This window comes from Streptomyces sp. NPDC086549 (assembly GCF_044746205.1).
Taxonomy (GTDB): domain Bacteria; phylum Actinomycetota; class Actinomycetes; order Streptomycetales; family Streptomycetaceae; genus Streptomyces.
In genome coordinates this window covers 40,779-56,397 of sequence record NZ_JBIVBS010000001.1, presented here as the reverse complement: position 1 = coordinate 56,397, position 15,619 = coordinate 40,779, and the positions used below count along the sequence as shown (strand labels likewise).

Genomic DNA, 15,619 nt, shown 5'->3' with positions numbered 1-15,619 from the left:
CCCCATCAAGCCACTTACGCAAGAAAGCGAGCATTACGACAGCCATGGCTGAGGCTCAGAACTCCCCCACTCTCAACTCCGTTCGAGCGGGGGGACCCCCACCGCTGGGCTCGACCACCGCGGGCCAGATCGCGGTGGCCGCCGAGTCGACCGTCGCCACGCGCATGAGCGCGCCCCCGTCCTTCGACGTGGCGGACTTCCCGGTCCCGCACGGCCGGGAGGAGGAGTGGCGGTTCACGCCGCTGGAGCGGCTGCGCGGGCTGCACGACGGCAGCGCCGTCGCGAACGGCGAGGGCGTGAAGGTCGCCGTCGAGGCCCCCGAGGGCGTCACCGTCGAGACCGTCGGCCGCGACGACGCGCGCATCGGCAAGGCGGGTATCCCGGTGGACCGCGTGGCCGCCCAGGCGTACTCGGCGTTCGAGCACGCGGGCGTGGTCACCGTCGCCAAGGAGACGGTGCTCACCGAGCCGATCCGCATCGCCGTGCACGGCCAGGGCGGGGTCGCCTACGGCCACCAGGTCATCGAGCTGGGTGCTTTCGCCGAGGCCGTCGTCGTCATCGACCACTCCGGTGACGCGGTGCTCGCCGCCAACGTCGACTACATCCTGGGCGACGGCGCCAAGCTGACCGTCGTCTCCGTCCAGGACTGGGACGACAAGGCCGTGCACGTGGCCCAGCACAACGCCCTGATCGGGCGGGACGCGTCCTTCAAGTCGGTCGTCGTGACCTTCGGCGGTGACCTGGTCCGTCTGCACCCGCGCGTCACCTACGCGGGTACCGGCGGCGAGGCCGAGCTGCTCGGGCTGTACTTCACCGACGCCGGGCAGCACCAGGAGCACCGCCTCCTGGTCACCCACAACACCCCGCACTGCAAGTCCAACGTCGTCTACAAGGGCGCGCTCCAGGGCGACGCGGCGCACGCGGTGTGGATCGGTGACGTGCTGATCGAGGCCAGCGCCGAGGGCACGGACACCTACGAGATGAACCGCAACCTGGTGCTCACCGACGGCGCCCGCGTCGACTCGGTGCCGAACCTGGAGATCGAGACCGGCGAGATCGTCGGCGCCGGACACGCATCCGCCACCGGCCGCTTCGACGACGAGCAGCTCTTCTACCTGATGGCCCGCGGCATCCCGGAGCACGAGGCCCGCCGCCTCGTCGTCCGTGGCTTCTTCGCCGAGCTGGTCCAGCAGATCGGTGTCGCGGACATCGAGGAGCGTCTGCTCGCCAAGATCGAGGAGGAGCTGGAGGCGTCGGTCGCATGACCACCACGTTCGTACGCGCCTGCGGACTGAGCGAGCTGGAGGAGGACACCCCGAAGCGGGTGGAACTCGACGGCACGCCGGTCTCGGTCGTCAAGACCGAGGGCGAAGTGTTCGCGATATACGACATCTGTTCCCACGCGAACGTCTCGCTCTCCGAGGGCGAGGTGGAGGACTGCCAGATCGAGTGCTGGCTGCACGGCTCCAGCTTCGACCTCCGCACCGGCAAGCCGTCCGGCCTTCCCGCGACGCGCCCCGTCCCCGTATACCCCGTAAAGATCGAAGGGGACGACGTGCTCGTCTCCCTCACCCAGGAGTCCTGAGGCACCCATGGCAACGCTTGAAATCCGAGACCTGCACGTCACCGTCGAGGCCGACAACGCCACGAAGGAGATCCTCAAGGGCGTCGACCTCACCGTGAAGCAGGGCGAGACGCACGCCATCATGGGCCCCAACGGCTCGGGCAAGTCGACCCTCGCCTACTCGCTCGCGGGTCACCCGAAGTACACGATCACCGAGGGCACCGTGCTGCTCGACGGCGAGGACGTCCTGGAGATGTCCGTCGACGAGCGCGCCCGCGCGGGCCTGTTCCTGGCGATGCAGTACCCGGTCGAGGTCCCCGGCGTCTCGGTCTCCAACTTCCTGCGCACCTCCGCCACCGCCATCCGCGGCGAGGCTCCCAAGCTGCGCACCTGGGTGAAGGAGGTCAAGGAGACCATGGAGCGCCTCTCCATGGACCCCTCCTTCGCCGAGCGCAACGTCAACGAGGGCTTCTCCGGCGGTGAGAAGAAGCGCCACGAGATCCTCCAGCTCGAACTGCTCAAGCCGAAGATCGCGATCCTCGACGAGACGGACTCCGGCCTGGACGTCGACGCGCTGCGCATCGTCTCCGAGGGCGTCAACCGCGTCCGTGAGACCGGCGAGGTCGGCACCCTGCTGATCACGCACTACACGCGCATCCTGCGCTACATCAAGCCCGACTTCGTCCACGTCTTCTCCGGCGGCCGGATCGTCGAGTCCGGCGGCGCCGAGCTCGCCGACAAGCTGGAGGACGAGGGCTACGAGTCGTACACGAAGGGTGGCGTATCCGCGTGACACAGCTGCCGGGCCTCCTCGACACCGAGGCGATCCGCAAGGACTTCCCCGTCCTGGACCGACTGGTCCACGACGGCAAGAAGCTCGTCTACCTGGACAACGCCGCGACCTCGCAGAAGCCGCGCCAGGTGCTGGACGTCCTCAACGAGTACTACGAGCGCTACAACGCCAACGTCCACCGCGGGGTGCATGTGCTCGCCGAGGAGGCCACGGCGCTGTACGAGGGCGCGCGCGACAAGGTCGCCGCGTTCATCAACGCGCCCAGCCGCGACGAGGTGATCTTCACCAAGAACGCCTCCGAGTCGCTGAACCTCGTGGCGAACATGCTGGGCTGGGCCGACGAGCCCTACCGCGTGGACCGCGAGACCGAGATCGTGATCACGGAGATGGAGCACCACTCCAACATCGTTCCGTGGCAGCTGCTCGCGCAGCGCACGGGCGCGAAGCTGAAGTGGTTCGGGCTGACCGACGACGGCCGCCTCGACCTCTCCAACATCGACGAGATCATCACGGAGAAGACGAAGATCGTCTCCTTCGTCCTGGTGTCCAACATCCTGGGTACGGTCAACCCGGTCGAGGCGATAGTGCGCCGCGCGCAGGAGGTCGGTGCGCTGGTCTGCATCGACGCCTCGCAGGCCGCGCCGCACATGCCGCTGGACGTGCAGGCCCTGCAGGCCGACTTCGTGGCCTTCACCGGCCACAAGATGTGCGGCCCGACCGGCATCGGCGTGCTCTGGGGCCGCCAGGAGCTGCTGGAGGACCTGCCTCCGTTCCTCGGCGGCGGCGAGATGATCGAGACGGTGTCGATGCACTCCTCGACCTACGCCCCGGCGCCGCACAAGTTCGAGGCGGGCACCCCGCCGATCGCCCAGGCGGTCGGTCTCGGTGCCGCGATCGACTACCTGAACTCGATCGGCATGGAGAAGATCCTCGCCCACGAGCACGCGCTCACCGAGTACGCGGTGAAGCGCCTGGCAGAGGTCCCGGACCTGAGGATCATCGGCCCGACCACGGCCGAGGACCGCGGGGCGGCGATCTCCTTCACGCTGGGCGACATCCACCCGCACGACGTGGGCCAGGTCCTCGACGAGCAGGGCATCGCCGTCCGGGTCGGCCACCACTGCGCCCGTCCGGTCTGCCTGCGGTACGGAATTCCTGCGACCACGCGAGCGTCGTTCTATCTGTACTCCACGCCGGCCGAGATCGATGCTCTGGTCGAGGGGCTGGAGCACGTTCGGAACTTCTTCGGCTGAGGGACGTGAGCTGAGACCGTGAAGCTGGATTCGATGTACCAGGAAGTCATCCTGGACCACTACAAGAACCCGCACGGGCGTGGTCTGAGGGATGGCGACGCCGAGGTGCACCATGTGAACCCGACCTGCGGCGACGAGATCACCCTTCGTGTGAAGTACGACGGCACGACGATCAGTGACGTGTCGTACGAGGGGCAGGGCTGCTCCATCAGCCAGGCCTCGGCCTCCGTGCTGAACGAACTCCTCGTCGGCAAGGAACTGGCCGACGCGCAGAAGATCCAGGAGACCTTCCTGGAGCTGATGCAGTCCAAGGGCAAGCTGGAGCCCGACGATGCGATGGAGGACGTCCTGGAGGACGCGGTCGCGTTCGCCGGCGTCTCCAAGTACCCGGCCCGGGTCAAGTGCGCCCTCCTCAGCTGGATGGCGTGGAAGGACGCGACGGCCCAGGCCCTGGGCGGGGCCGACGCCGAAAGGAAGACGGCATGAGCGACACCGTGGAGACGAAGCCGGCCTCGGAGGAGGAACTCCGTGAGGCCCTGTACGACGTCGTCGACCCCGAGCTGGGCATCGACGTCGTCAACCTGGGCCTGATCTACGGCATTCACATCGACGACGCGAACATCGCGACGATCGACATGACCCTGACCTCGGCGGCCTGCCCGCTGACGGACGTCATCGAGGACCAGGCCAAGTCCGCCACGGACGGCCTCGTCAACGAGCTGCGCATCAACTGGGTCTGGATGCCGCCGTGGGGCCCCGACAAGATCACGGACGACGGGCGCGAGCAGCTGCGGGCGCTCGGCTTCAACGTCTGAGATCCACCGGCCGAAACAGAACGGCGAGGTCCACCGGACCTCGCCGTTCGCCGTTCTCGTTCTCGTGCTCAGGCCAGTCCGTCGATCAGCCGGAACGCGGAGTCCGCCCGGTACAGGTCGCTGTACTGGTACTTGTCCAGCTTGAGCTGGAAGTTCTGGTGACGCAGGAAACGGCCCGGGTAGTTCACCGACTCCAGCATGACCGCGCCGGAGTAGGAGGAGGTGCGAGGGCAGAAGGTCGCGTCCTGCTTGAACAGGGACGAACCGTCGTTGCGGTCGGCGCGCAGCACGAAGTTGCGGTGCCGCAGATAGGTGCCGTCGGCCGTGGCGAACGAGTAACAGGACGCGTCAGCCAGTCCGTTGACGAGCTTGAAGGTGGCGTCGCGGCGGGCCGAGGCGGAGCCGGTCGGGTCGAGCTTCACGTAGCCGCCGCTCACCTGCCAGTAACGGTCAGGATAGTTGACCGAGTTGACCGACTTCCAGGCGGACGGGGTCTCCGAGCCGGACGAACCGTGGTGCGCCGGTGCGGACTTGGACGGCTTGGCAGAGGGCGAGGACTTTGGCTCGGAGGCGTCCTTCGAGGGCGTGGCGGACGGCGAGGCCCCGCTGGGCGTGACCGACGACATGCCGGTCTTGCCCTTGGGCGCGCCGCTCGTGCTCGACGACGGGGAGGCGAAGGAGAGCAGGCCGGGGCCGCCCTCCATGGGCGACCCGGACTGCGCCGGGGCTGCCGCGGCGTCAGGAGCCTGGCGGTTGACCACGATCGCGGTCACACAGGCGGCGATCGTGGCTATGGCCAGCCCGCCGGCCAGCCAGAGTCTTCGGGTCCCGGGGGCCCGGGACGGGTCCGGGATCCAGCCGTTCTCCCATGGCTGGTTCCCAGGGGGGTGGGGGGTTGTTTCTGGCATGCGCGTGTTCCTCCAGCGGCGCCCAGGGCGGCGGCCGGGGATGTGAGGGTGAGGTAAGTGAGTGGTGGAACTCTAGTGGAGCCGAGGGGCTGCCGGGAGCCGTTTTAGCGAGCGGTTTCCATGAAAGTTAAACATGCTCATGTGAAGTACGGCACTCCTCGTTCAGGGCGTGACGCCTGCGACCTGAGGGTCGTGGTCGCTGGTCTGGTCCGGGAACTCGCTGTTGATGTGCACGATGTCGTAGTCGTACGACGTGATCGACGAGCTGACGGGGTGTGGTCGAGTACCTGCGAGTTGCCGTCGTAGACGTACGTGTACTGCTGGGCGGGCGACAGCGTGTCCATCAGGTCGGTCAGCACTCCGCCCTCCAAGGTGGAAAGCGTTGTCGAGAACTGATGGCCGTTCAGGTCACCGAGGACGATGACGTGCGCGTCCGACTGGGCGGCCAGGATGGAGTCCACGAACGAGTTCTCCACCGACCGTTCCTGGAGACTGGGTGGGAGTGAGTCCTGGTGCCAGGACTCGTGTTCAGCCGTGTGCCCCGAACGGTTGTGTGCACACTGGTCCCCGTTTTCGCTCCGCGTCCGGCGCCGGATCGGGTGTCCCAGGGCGCGTCTTCCGATCGCCATGGCGGCAGCCCGGTGGCGGGTGGTCTTCCTGCTCTTGCTGGTGAGGGCTTCTGCCAGTGCTGGGCGCCCCACTTGGAGGTGTAGGCGGGGTCGACGGCGACGACGGTGATGCCGAGTTCGGCGGCCATGGACACCAGTCGGTCCCGCAGCTTGCCGACCGGCATGCCGGAGATCAGGTTGCGGAACCGCTTGCGCCGTCCGTGCTTCTCCCGGGTCTTCTCCGCCGCGAAGTCCAGGTCCTCGATCGCGACCGCGAGGTTGCGGCGCTCGGCCCAGTGCAGGAGCCGGATCAGGGCGTGCCGCACCTGCGCGTCGCGGTGCGGTGCGGTGCCGGTCAGGTCGTAGGCGCGGGTCATGGGACACCGCGCCGACGGGCTGCGCCGACCCGGTTATGTACGCTCGTACACATGGGATACCTCTTGCTCTTCGGAGCCATCGCGGCGGAGGTGGCCGCCACGACCGCGATGAAGTACAGCGACGGCTTCACCCGGCTGTGGCCCTCGCTGCTGACCGCTTTCGGGTACGTCGTCTCCTTCGCCCTGCTCGCCCGGACCCTGAAGTCCGTCCAGATCGGCACGGCGTACGCGATCTGGTCCGGGGTCGGCACCGCGACCATCGCGGTGATCGGCCTGATGCTGTTCGGCGAGGGGCTCAGCGCGACGAAGGTCGCCGGGATCCTGCTGATCGTCGCAGGCGTGGTCGTTCTCAACCTGGGCGGTGCGCACTGATGCCCCGGCGCTACGACCCCGAGCGGCGGCAGCGGATCATCGACGCGGCGATCCGGGTCGTCGGGAAGAAGGGCATCGCCGGGCTGAGCCACCGCTCCGTGGCCGCCGAGGCCGATGTCCCGCTGGGCTCCACGACGTACCACTTCGCGACCCTGGACGAGCTGATGGTCGCCGCGCTGCGCCAGACGAACGAAGGCTTCGCCAAGGCTCTCGCGGGGAGCCCCGTGCTGGACGACCCCCGAAGCGATCTCGCGGCGGGGCTCGCGCGCGTGCTGGGGGAGTGGCTGGGCGGGGACCGGACAGGCGTCGAGCTGGAGTACGAGCTGTATCTGGCGGCCCTGCGGCGCCCTGCCCTGCGGCCCGTCGCCGCGGAGTGGACGGAGGAGACGGCGGAGCGGCTGGCGTCTCGTACGGACCCGGTGACCGCGCGGGCGTTGCTCGCCCTGATGGACGGAATCTGTCTGCAGGTGCTGCTGACAGGGGCGGCCTACGACGAGGGGTACGCCCGGGAGGCGCTGGCGCGGGTGATTCCGTGACCGGCGGCGGGCGGACCGGGCGGACCGGGCGGACCGGTACATGAGACGCCCTGCTCACCGGTTCGCCCGCGCGACCCCCCGCGCGTTAGTTTTCCCTCATGACCGACACGAACGCTCCCCGCACCACCGGCGCCGTGGCCGCCGGCCTCGCCACGATCGCCGCCGACGGCACCGTCCTCGACACCTGGTTCCCCGCCCCCGAACTCGTCGCCGAGCCCGGTCCGTCCGGCACCGAGTCGCTGCCCGCCGAGAAGGCCGTGGAGCTGCTCGGCGAAGGCGCCGCGAAGGCGATCGGCCCGGACGCCCGCCGTAACGTCGAGGTGGTAGCGGTCCGCACGGTCATCTCCTCCCTCGACGCGAAGCCGGTGGACGCGCACGACGTCTACCTCCGTCTGCACCTGCTCTCGCACCGCCTGGTCAAGCCGCACGGCCAGAGCCTGGACGGCATGTTCGGCTTCCTCGCCAACGTCGCCTGGACCTCGCTCGGCCCGGTCGCCGTCGACGACATCGAGAAGGTGCGCCTGAACGCCCGCGCCGAGGGCCTGCACCTCCAGGTCACGTCCATCGACAAGTTCCCGCGCATGACGGACTACGTCGCCCCCAGGGGCGTCCGCATCGCCGACGCCGACCGGGTCCGCCTGGGCGCCCACCTGGCCGAGGGCACCACGGTCATGCATGAGGGCTTCGTGAACTTCAACGCGGGCACGCTCGGCACCTCCATGGTCGAGGGCCGCATCTCCGCGGGCGTCGTGGTCGGCGACGGCTCGGACATCGGCGGCGGCGCCTCCACGATGGGCACGCTCTCCGGCGGCGGCAACGTGATCATCTCCATCGGTGAGCGCTGCCTCATCGGCGCCGAGGCGGGCGTGGGTATCGCGCTCGGCGACGAGTGCGTGGTCGAGGCCGGCCTGTACGTCACCGCGGGCACCCGCGTCACCATGCCCGACGGCCAGATCGTCAAGGCCCGCGAGCTCAACGGCGCGTCCAACATCCTCTTCCGCCGCAACTCGGTCACCGGCGCGGTCGAGGCCCGCCCGAACAACGCGGTGTGGGGCGGCCTGAACGAGATCCTGCACAGCCACAACTGACCCTCGGCGGCCGTGACCTGCGGCCACCTAACCGATCAACGCCCTGACCTGCTGTCGAGCTGTCGGCAGTTGTCGACGTTGGTGATCGCTGAGCGCCCTTCCACGGCCCGAGGACGGCCCGGGAGGGCGCTCGTGCATGAGCACCGCATTAGGAGTTCGATCTCTCCTCGGCACCATCAGGGAGCCACCCGGTCAGACTGGCCATCCCAGACCGTCTGGGAGTGCTGGTGTCCGGCGCCGTTGATGTCACTCTTGGATGTCAGAACGGCTGCTGGTCTCCAGGCCGGTATAGCTGTTCCCTCCTGTCGAACCGGGACGTGGGCCTCATCGGTTTGTCTGATCAGGCGGGCGGTGAGTTGGTATGGCCGCTGACTGGGCCACGTCCGTGATGACGCGCTGACCTCTGTGGGATGGGAGACAGTGATCGCGTGGGAGGAGTTGACTTCGGTGACGTGGGCGTGTGCGCGTTGTCCAGCACCTCGCCGCAGCCCTCAACGCCTGGGCCGGTGCCAGACGGTCTCGTCCGGATCCGCCACCCGCTCCAGATTCCGCCCGGGTGACCGGGCTGGGCTCCCGGCTTCCGGCCGGTGGCCTCGCGCGCGGCGCCGGCTTGCGGAACGGGGCTATAGGACGACGGTGGTTTCGAGGAATTCGAGGAATCCTTCGCCAGACGCCGCTTCAACTCGGCATTCTCTGCCCGCAGCCACGCGATTTCTACTCTGGCCTGGGCTAGTTCCTGACGGACCGCCTTGAACTCCGCCTTCACAGCCGCCAGCGCGCTCACCAGCTCGTCATACGACGGCTTACCACCTCGCACAGGTCTCATGAACGGACCGACCACCACATCCCATCACACGTGCATTCCGCTTAGTGTTCAAAGGAGAGCAGAAATCAGAGGGGGTAAGCGGGTAACGCGTTTCGGTCGGTCACCGGGTGTTTACTGCCGATATGGTCTGGAACCATCTACGTGCGGGCGACCTTGTGGAAAGAACAAGGACGGTTCGTTGTGCGCTACCTGCAGGTGGCGCACAACGAAAGATCGAGGCTAAAGGAAGTTACCTCGGCCTCCAATCCGGCTGGTGTGCGGCTACTCCCCGGATGATTCTGACTGCGAACCACCCTCATGGCCTCCGGAATCCCCTCCCTGCTGATGCCCAGAACCCTGCTCAGCTTCCTGCCGTCCGGTCCCTTGGCTCTGAGTGTGGCCTTCTTGCTGTCCAGTGCCCTGACTCTGAGGGTGGCCTTCCCGCTGGCTCGTGCCCTGGTGCTGTGGATTCACCTGCTGACCAGGCTGCCGTTCGGTGGTACCTTCCCGGTGGCCGGTGCCTTGGCCCTGAGGAGTCCTATTCTCATCAGTTTGATGCCCAGGATCCTGCGGCGGCTCTATGTAACGGCCCCTTTCGCCGCATTTGGCGTCTGCTTTGCCTTGGCCATATCCGGCGCTCCAATTTCTGTTGTATCTGGCCTGTGCGTCCCCCTTTAGGCCGGGCGGGGTTTCGTGGAATGCATCGCTGCATCGCGCGCCCTCGGTATAGCCGTCGGTATAGCCGTAACCACGGTTGTCGTCCGGCGACGGGGCCGCCACCGCTACCTGTGCCGGGGCTGGGACGGCCGCGGCCTGCGTGGCCAGGCCGGACGAGAGTGCCAGGGAAGCCAGGAGCCCCGGGCCGAGCAGGATGATTGGTCGCTTGACGCTCACGACAATCTCCCATCCGTGCATTTATCGAAGGCAGTGCGTTGAGTAAATCACAAGTGTTGCGATGTCGCTTCGGGTGTTCCCATGTGGCTTTTGTGGTGAATAGAGAGCGACTTCTTATTTGATAGCCGCAACACCAGATCCCGCACTGCCGAGCCGCTACTCGCCATCACCAGCTGCCCGGTTCAATGCATCTCCTGTCATCCACCCTTGCGCGCGACAGCCCGATATGCAAGACCGAATCGCCTGCGCCCGTGGGTGACTCCTCGGGGCGAGCCCGCCATGCCCCAAGAAATGGCGGATGGGAGCCGGCAAAGAAGGCAAGGGGCGAGCCAGCTCGCCGACCCCGAGCGCACCCGTCCTGAATCGTTCGTCGCGGCTGTGTTGCGATCGTGTGCCGGTGTTGTCGCGTTCGTCCTGTTCGGCGGGTCGGTGCGGGCAGGGCTGCGCTTCGGCTGTCGCGCCGGCTTTCAGAGGGCCGGGGACTGCGGGGGCTCCCCTCCTCTCGGTGTGCGTGGTGATGCGGCCGGATGGTCGGGTTGGTGCGGGCAGGGCCTGCAGGCGGCGAAACGCTACTGCGATCTGGTCGGGCGAGGGCCAGGGACTGCGGTGCAGCGGCAAGGCTGCCGGCCTCGGCAACGCCCCAACCGGTGCGCTCCTCACGGCCTCCTCCGTCGAGGCGGAGTACGTGTGCGTCAACCGTGGCGGCAACATCGCCCCGGGCCAGGGAACCGAGTTCCAGAACGTGGTCGGTCCGACCCAGAACATCCGGCCGCGCAACGGCCAGATTACATTCAGAAACGTCACCATCCCGCCGCCCGAAACTCCGTCGGCAAGGGACGTCTGCCCCATCGGCAACTGGACCGTGCACCTTCTCCACGTGACCTTCAACGACGTGGTGCTGCACATCCAGCAGAACGGCAACGACATCATTACCCGCGATCTCGGTGACATCGACCCCTCATCCCGTGCTGCGCACCGACGGCCGGGCCCTCCAGACCGGAAGGCCCGGCCGTCGCACATCAGCACCTCGCACAACCTCAACACCCCACTACCCCGGCTTCCATCCCGTCCGCCGTCGACCCACACAGCGTGGAGCGGGCGTGGTTCCTGGCGTCCAGGTGGAGCGCGCCACTGTACGAACGACCTGGACGCCAGGGGCCGCGTCTGCTCGGCTCTGCCTGGGTTGATGGTGGATGGGATGGGAGCACCCCGCGCACGCCACTACGGACCCGCGGCCGGTAACGGCGTCCCCTCCATCCCGGTGCCGGCCGATCCCCCGCCGGAGGCACTGTCCTGACCGTGGCCCAGCTATACGAGTGATCTACTCATGGCCACGCCCCTATCCACGGGCGCGCGTCGGCGCAGCCCGCGCGGAGCGGGCCGGAGGCAGGAGCGTCGCGCGGAGTGGGCCGGAGGCAGGAGCGTCGCGCGGAGTGGAGCCGGGAAGCGCGCCCGGCGGAGCGGAGCGGAGCGCAGCCGGGGCTTGATGACGTAGGGAAAGTCTGTCCGCGAGTGGCCTCGGGGCGTCATGTCCCGGACTGTCGGCGACCTGCCCGGGTTGCGGCCTCCGCCAGGGCGAGATCCTGGGCCTGACCGTTGATGACATCGACTTCCTCGGCGGCACTGTTCACGTCGCCCGGCAGGTCAAGCTCATACGAGGAGTACAGGCGATCTTTGGCCCGCCCAAGGGCGGCAAGGAACGTCACGTGCCGCTGCCCGAGTCGGTCTCCTTCGCGCTGGCCCAGCACGTCACGAAGCACGAGCCGGTAGAGGTCACCTTGCCGTGGAAGACCCCGGACGGCCCGCCCGTCACGGCCTCGCTGTTGTTCGCCAACGCCAAGGGCCAGCCCTGGCACAGGTTCCGCTTCAACCGGTCAGTGTGGCGCCCCGCCCTCACTTCCGCCGGCATACCCCTCGGCCGCGAGAACGGCATGCACGCCCTCCGCCACTTCTACGCCTCCGTGCTCCTGGACGCGGGGGAGAGCATCAAGGCCCTGAGCGAGTACCTCGGCCACCACGACCCGAGCTTCACGCTCCGCACGTACACCCACCTGATGCCGAACAGCGAAGCCCGCACCCGGGCCGCCGTGGATCGGGTCTTCCGGAACCCGGGCGATACCGCCGACGGCCCCGATACGGCCCATGAGGCAACATGAGCCTGTGACCTGCACTGACCTCAGAACAGCCACAACTGAGCGAAGCGTTCCGCCGAGCGCCCTTCCGCCGTCCGCGGGAGGGCGCTCGTCTCATGCGGGGAAGTCCGCCGCGAACTCTGCCAGTGCCGCGAAGTCGGGCTCGCGCAGGCCGATGCGCGGGTTGACGTGGTGGAGCAGTGCGGGGCCCGGGTGGTGCGTCTGCACGTACTCGGTGTCGGCCGGGCTCTGCTCGTCGTCCACCCAGGCGAACGGGCGGCCCGCCGCGTACGCCACGATCGCCTCCGTCTTCCAGTGCACCAGGTCGGGCCGCCAGGCGAACAGGCCGGCGCCGAAATCGACGTACGGCAGCTCGGGCAGGCCGACGACCGGTGCGATCCAGCGGTTGGCGGCGTCCATCCACGTGGTTGCCCAGCACAGGTCGTAGCCGAGGCGCAGCAGCGCCGGGCCGTGCCCGGGATTCAGCCAGACCCGCAGCGCGCGCCCCGGGTTCAGGGCCACCCTGATCGTCGTGTAGCCCTCGGGGCGCCGCTCGGGCTGCGCGGCGTACGGGTTGAGCGGGCCGTCGACGTCGAGGAACAGCAAGGGGCGGCTCACCGGGACAACGTACGGCACCCCGGGTGAGAGGTCCGGGGAATTTCTTTGTGCCGGCAGGCATAGCGGCGGATTCCCGTGCGCGTCACAAGCAGTGCAGGGGCCGGGCACGGGGTCCGCCCCAGGGATGTGAAGGTGACGATGGATGCCCAGGCGCTGGAGAGTTTCCGGGAGTTCGTGTCCGGCCGGTCGTCGGCGCTGCTGAGGACGGCGGTGCTGCTGACCGGCGGGGACCGGCACGCCGCCGAGGACCTGCTGCAGAACGCGCTGGTCAAGGCGGCGGGCCGCTGGCAGCGGATCGACGAGCCCGAGGCCTATGTACGGCAGATCCTGTACCGCCAGCAGGTCAGCCGCTGGCGCCTGAAGTGGCGGCGGCGGGAGGTCACCGTCGCCGAGCCACCGGAGGCCGGCCACGCTCCGGACGCCTCGGGCGCCGCCGAGCTTCGGCTCGTGCTGCGCACGGTCCTGTCCCGGCTCACCGCCCGCCAGCGCACCGTGCTGGTGCTGCGCTACTTCGAGGATCTGCCGGAGGCCGACGTGGCCCGGATCCTCGGCTGCTCCGTGGGCACCGTACGGTCCACCACCCACCGCTCCCTGAGCCGACTGCGCGAACTGGCACCCGAGTTGGCGGAGCTGGATTCCCGGCGGCAGCAGCCGTCACGTGACTTCTCGCCCGTGGAGGTACGTCCGTGAACGTCGAGGAACTCGTGCGCGCGGCGCTGCGGGAGCAGGCCGCGCAGCAGCCGCCGGTGCCGCCGGGATTCGCCGACCGGGTGCTCGGCGTGCGCAGGCGCCGCCGTACCCGAAGTCTCGCGTCCGCCGCCGTGGCCACCGCCGCGGTGGTCGCCGTGGCGGTCGGGGTGCCGTTGCTGGACTCCGGCAAGGGCGAGGCACGGCCCGCGAGGGTGCTCGGCTCGGACGACGTGTCCGCCCACCCGGACCAGTCGCCGCCGCGAGACATCATCGCGGCCGGGAACACGGTGCTGGCCGCCTACTCCACGACGAAGGTCGTCCCGCAGAGCGACGGCCGCGGCCTCGCCGTACGCACGTACTGGCTGCTGAACCCGGAGACCGACAGTTACGAGAAGGACAGCCGGTGGTCGGTCGTCGCCGTCGCCCCGGGCCTGCGGACCGCCGCCGTGCTGGAGCGCCATCTGCCGGCCTCCCGGATCGGCCTGCTCGACCTCGCGACGGGGGAGGTCGAGCGGTGGATCCCGGTGGACCACGGCGTCGGGGGGCTCGCGTTCTCGCACGACGGCCGCAAGCTGGTCGCCACGACGTACAAGGAGAACCCCGACCTGTACGAGAAGGACCATTCCGGTAAGACCTGGGTGCCTCGGTTCGGGGTGAAGATCCGGACCGGCCTCTCCGTCCTCGACGTGGCCTCCGGCAAGGGTTCCTGGAGCGGTGTTTCGGCTCAGCGCAACGTCAACGCCCGTGAGGACTTCGCCTTCAGCCGCGACGGTGCCCTGGTGTACGCGAGGATCGTCGGGAGCCACGACGGCATGGAGCAGTTCTACGACCTCGCGGGAAGCGAGGTCGCCGCACCCGCGAACGAGCGGTACCTGCGATGGGACATCGGCGCGCGGCTGTCCCCGAGCGGGCGGCTCGCCGCGTGGGGCCTGGTGGCGGAGAAGCCCGAAAAGAAGCCCGACAAGTCGTACTCCGCGATCCGCGATCCGCGTACCGGCAAGCGGCTCGCCGAGGTGCGCGGCGCGGAGCTGCTCGCCTGGGTGGACGAGAAGCGGCTCATCGCCTGGGAGAGGACGCCCGGTTCGAAGATGTACCGGCCCCGGCTCGTGCTGGTCACCATCGGGAGCGACAAGGCCGTACCGCTCAGCGGCGTCAGCGAGGTGAACGACCCCTACACCTCCCAGTCCTGGCAGCCGGTCTTCACCGAGCGCTGATCACGCCGTCACGTCACGCCCCCACTCCTCGTACACCGCAAGCAGCCCGTCGGCCGCCTCCCGGCCGGCGGGCCGCAGCGGTGCGCGGACCGGGCCGGCGGGCAGACCGAGCGCGTTCAGGAGCGCCTTGGCGGTGACCGTGCCCGGCAGGCCCCCGTCCATCACCGCCTCGATGAGCGGGGTCGCCCGCTGCTGGAGCCGGGCGGCGCGGGCCGTGTGGCCCGCCTCGAACACCTCCAGGATCTCCGCGATCCGGCGCGGAACGACGTTCGCGACCGTGCTGACGCAGCCCGCGCCGCCCACCGCGTACAGGGCCAGGACGTGCTCGTCGCAGCCCGCGTAGTACGCCAGCTCCGTGCGTGCCAGCACCTTCTGGGTGCCGAGGAAGTCGTAGGAGCAGTCCTTGACCGCCACGATCCGCGGGTGGTCCGCGAGCCGGATCATCGTCTCCGGTTCGATGCGGGTGCCGGTGCGGCCCGGGATGTCGTACAGCATCACCGGCAGGCCACTCGCGTCGGCGACCTCGCGGAAGTGCGCCTCCACGGCGTCCTGCGGCGGCCTGCTGTAGTACGGCGTCACCACCAACACCCCGTCGGCACCCGCCCTTTCGGCCGAGAGGGCCAGCTCGACGGTGTGCCGGGTGTCCGCGGTGCCGACACCCGCGACGATCGGCACCCCGTCACCGACGGCCTCACGGACGGCCCGGACCAGCTCCGCCTTCTCGGCGTCCGTCGTGGTCGGTGACTCGCCCGTCGTCCCGTTGAGCACCAGTCCGTCGCAGCCCTCCGTCACCAGCCGGTCGGCCAGCTTCCGTGCGCCGTCGAGGTCGAGCGCGCCGGTCTCGGTGAAGGGCGTGATCATCGCGCAGAGGGTGCGGCCGAAGGGCGGGGCGGGCCTGCCTGGATTCGTCATGGGAGTAGTCTCGGCACAACAATCGTGTAGCTCTACTTAA

At 68.8% G+C, this 15,619-nt stretch carries 15 protein-coding genes and 2 pseudogenes; 12 read left to right on the top strand and 5 right to left on the bottom strand.

Annotation, left to right across the window (positions count from 1 at the left end; all coding sequences use genetic code 11):
• The first annotated feature begins 44 nt into the window (after positions 1-44).
• From sufD to ACIPSA_RS00255, 6 genes are read left to right on the top strand one after another with little or no spacing between them, the layout of a single operon-like run.
• The gene (sufD, locus tag ACIPSA_RS00280; RefSeq protein WP_402626866.1) at positions 45-1,265 is read left to right on the top strand and encodes a Fe-S cluster assembly protein SufD; all 1,221 of its coding nucleotides are present in this window, start codon (positions 45-47) and stop codon (positions 1,263-1,265) included.
• Positions 1,262-1,585 (top strand): non-heme iron oxygenase ferredoxin subunit, encoded by a 324-nt coding sequence (locus ACIPSA_RS00275; RefSeq protein ID WP_402626864.1) that lies wholly within the window; start codon positions 1,262-1,264, stop codon positions 1,583-1,585. Before sufD ends, ACIPSA_RS00275 begins: the two co-directional genes overlap by 4 nt.
• A gap of 7 nt (positions 1,586-1,592) precedes the next feature.
• Complete coding sequence (gene sufC / locus ACIPSA_RS00270; protein ID WP_402626862.1) at positions 1,593-2,357, top strand: Fe-S cluster assembly ATPase SufC; 765 nt, start codon at positions 1,593-1,595, stop codon at positions 2,355-2,357.
• Positions 2,354-3,610, top strand: a complete 1,257-nt coding sequence (locus tag ACIPSA_RS00265) for a cysteine desulfurase (RefSeq protein ID WP_402626859.1) — start codon at positions 2,354-2,356, stop codon at positions 3,608-3,610. Before sufC ends, ACIPSA_RS00265 begins: the two co-directional genes overlap by 4 nt.
• Before the next feature lie 18 nt (positions 3,611-3,628).
• Positions 3,629-4,096 carry a Fe-S cluster assembly sulfur transfer protein SufU gene (gene sufU / locus ACIPSA_RS00260; protein ID WP_402626856.1) on the top strand — a complete coding sequence of 156 codons (468 nt, stop codon included), beginning with the start codon at positions 3,629-3,631 and terminating at the stop codon, positions 4,094-4,096.
• Positions 4,093-4,425, top strand: a complete 333-nt coding sequence (locus tag ACIPSA_RS00255; RefSeq protein ID WP_145874896.1) for a metal-sulfur cluster assembly factor — start codon at positions 4,093-4,095, stop codon at positions 4,423-4,425. The genes sufU and ACIPSA_RS00255 overlap by 4 nt, the downstream gene beginning before the upstream one ends.
• Before the next feature lie 68 nt (positions 4,426-4,493).
• Here ACIPSA_RS00255 and ACIPSA_RS00250 read toward each other — a convergent pair whose 3' ends face one another.
• Both ACIPSA_RS00250 and ACIPSA_RS00245 read right to left on the bottom strand, forming a co-directional pair.
• A complete protein-coding gene (locus ACIPSA_RS00250) occupies positions 4,494-5,333 on the bottom strand; it encodes an AbfB domain-containing protein (RefSeq protein WP_402626852.1) in 840 nt (279 codons plus the stop codon).
• A gap of 488 nt (positions 5,334-5,821) precedes the next feature.
• Positions 5,822-6,306: pseudogene (locus ACIPSA_RS00245) on the bottom strand (IS200/IS605 family accessory protein TnpB-related protein); the annotation flags it as partial.
• 63 nt (positions 6,307-6,369) lie between these two features.
• Between ACIPSA_RS00245 and ACIPSA_RS00240 the strand changes: the two are divergent.
• From ACIPSA_RS00240 to dapD, 3 genes are all read left to right on the top strand, one after another.
• Positions 6,370-6,690, top strand: coding sequence for a DMT family transporter (locus tag ACIPSA_RS00240; RefSeq protein WP_402626849.1), 321 nt, complete (start codon positions 6,370-6,372; stop codon positions 6,688-6,690).
• Positions 6,690-7,226, top strand: coding sequence for a TetR/AcrR family transcriptional regulator (locus ACIPSA_RS00235; protein ID WP_402626846.1), 537 nt, complete (start codon positions 6,690-6,692; stop codon positions 7,224-7,226). The genes ACIPSA_RS00240 and ACIPSA_RS00235 overlap by 1 nt, the downstream gene beginning before the upstream one ends.
• A 98-nt stretch (positions 7,227-7,324) precedes the next feature.
• Entirely contained in the window at positions 7,325-8,314 is a 990-nt protein-coding gene (dapD, locus tag ACIPSA_RS00230) for a 2,3,4,5-tetrahydropyridine-2,6-dicarboxylate N-succinyltransferase (protein WP_402626843.1), read from the top strand.
• A 340-nt stretch (positions 8,315-8,654) separates the two neighbouring features.
• On the opposite strand, the gene ACIPSA_RS00225 is transcribed toward dapD, so the two are convergent.
• Complete coding sequence (locus ACIPSA_RS00225) at positions 8,655-9,140, bottom strand: DUF6444 domain-containing protein (RefSeq protein WP_402626840.1); 486 nt, start codon at positions 9,138-9,140, stop codon at positions 8,655-8,657.
• Between the two features lie 2,429 nt (positions 9,141-11,569).
• On the opposite strand from ACIPSA_RS00225, the pseudogene ACIPSA_RS00220 reads away from it, so the two are divergent.
• Positions 11,570-12,169: pseudogene (locus ACIPSA_RS00220) on the top strand (tyrosine-type recombinase/integrase); the annotation flags it as partial.
• Between the two features lie 90 nt (positions 12,170-12,259).
• On the opposite strand, the gene ACIPSA_RS00215 reads toward ACIPSA_RS00220, so the two are convergent.
• Complete coding sequence (locus tag ACIPSA_RS00215; protein ID WP_402626837.1) at positions 12,260-12,763, bottom strand: hypothetical protein; 504 nt, start codon at positions 12,761-12,763, stop codon at positions 12,260-12,262.
• Positions 12,764-12,901: 138 nt separating this feature from the next.
• On the opposite strand from ACIPSA_RS00215, the gene ACIPSA_RS00210 reads away from it, so the two are divergent.
• Both ACIPSA_RS00210 and ACIPSA_RS00205 read left to right on the top strand, forming a co-directional pair.
• The gene (locus ACIPSA_RS00210; RefSeq protein ID WP_402629376.1) at positions 12,902-13,453 is read left to right on the top strand and encodes a SigE family RNA polymerase sigma factor; all 552 of its coding nucleotides are present in this window, start codon (positions 12,902-12,904) and stop codon (positions 13,451-13,453) included.
• The gene (locus ACIPSA_RS00205) at positions 13,450-14,667 is read left to right on the top strand and encodes a WD40 repeat domain-containing protein (protein ID WP_402626834.1); all 1,218 of its coding nucleotides are present in this window, start codon (positions 13,450-13,452) and stop codon (positions 14,665-14,667) included. The genes ACIPSA_RS00210 and ACIPSA_RS00205 overlap by 4 nt, the downstream gene beginning before the upstream one ends.
• Here ACIPSA_RS00205 and dapA read toward each other — a convergent pair whose 3' ends face one another.
• Positions 14,668-15,579 carry a 4-hydroxy-tetrahydrodipicolinate synthase gene (gene dapA, locus ACIPSA_RS00200; protein ID WP_402626831.1) on the bottom strand — a complete coding sequence of 304 codons (912 nt, stop codon included), beginning with the start codon at positions 15,577-15,579 and terminating at the stop codon, positions 14,668-14,670.
• Positions 15,580-15,619 lie beyond the last annotated feature (40 nt).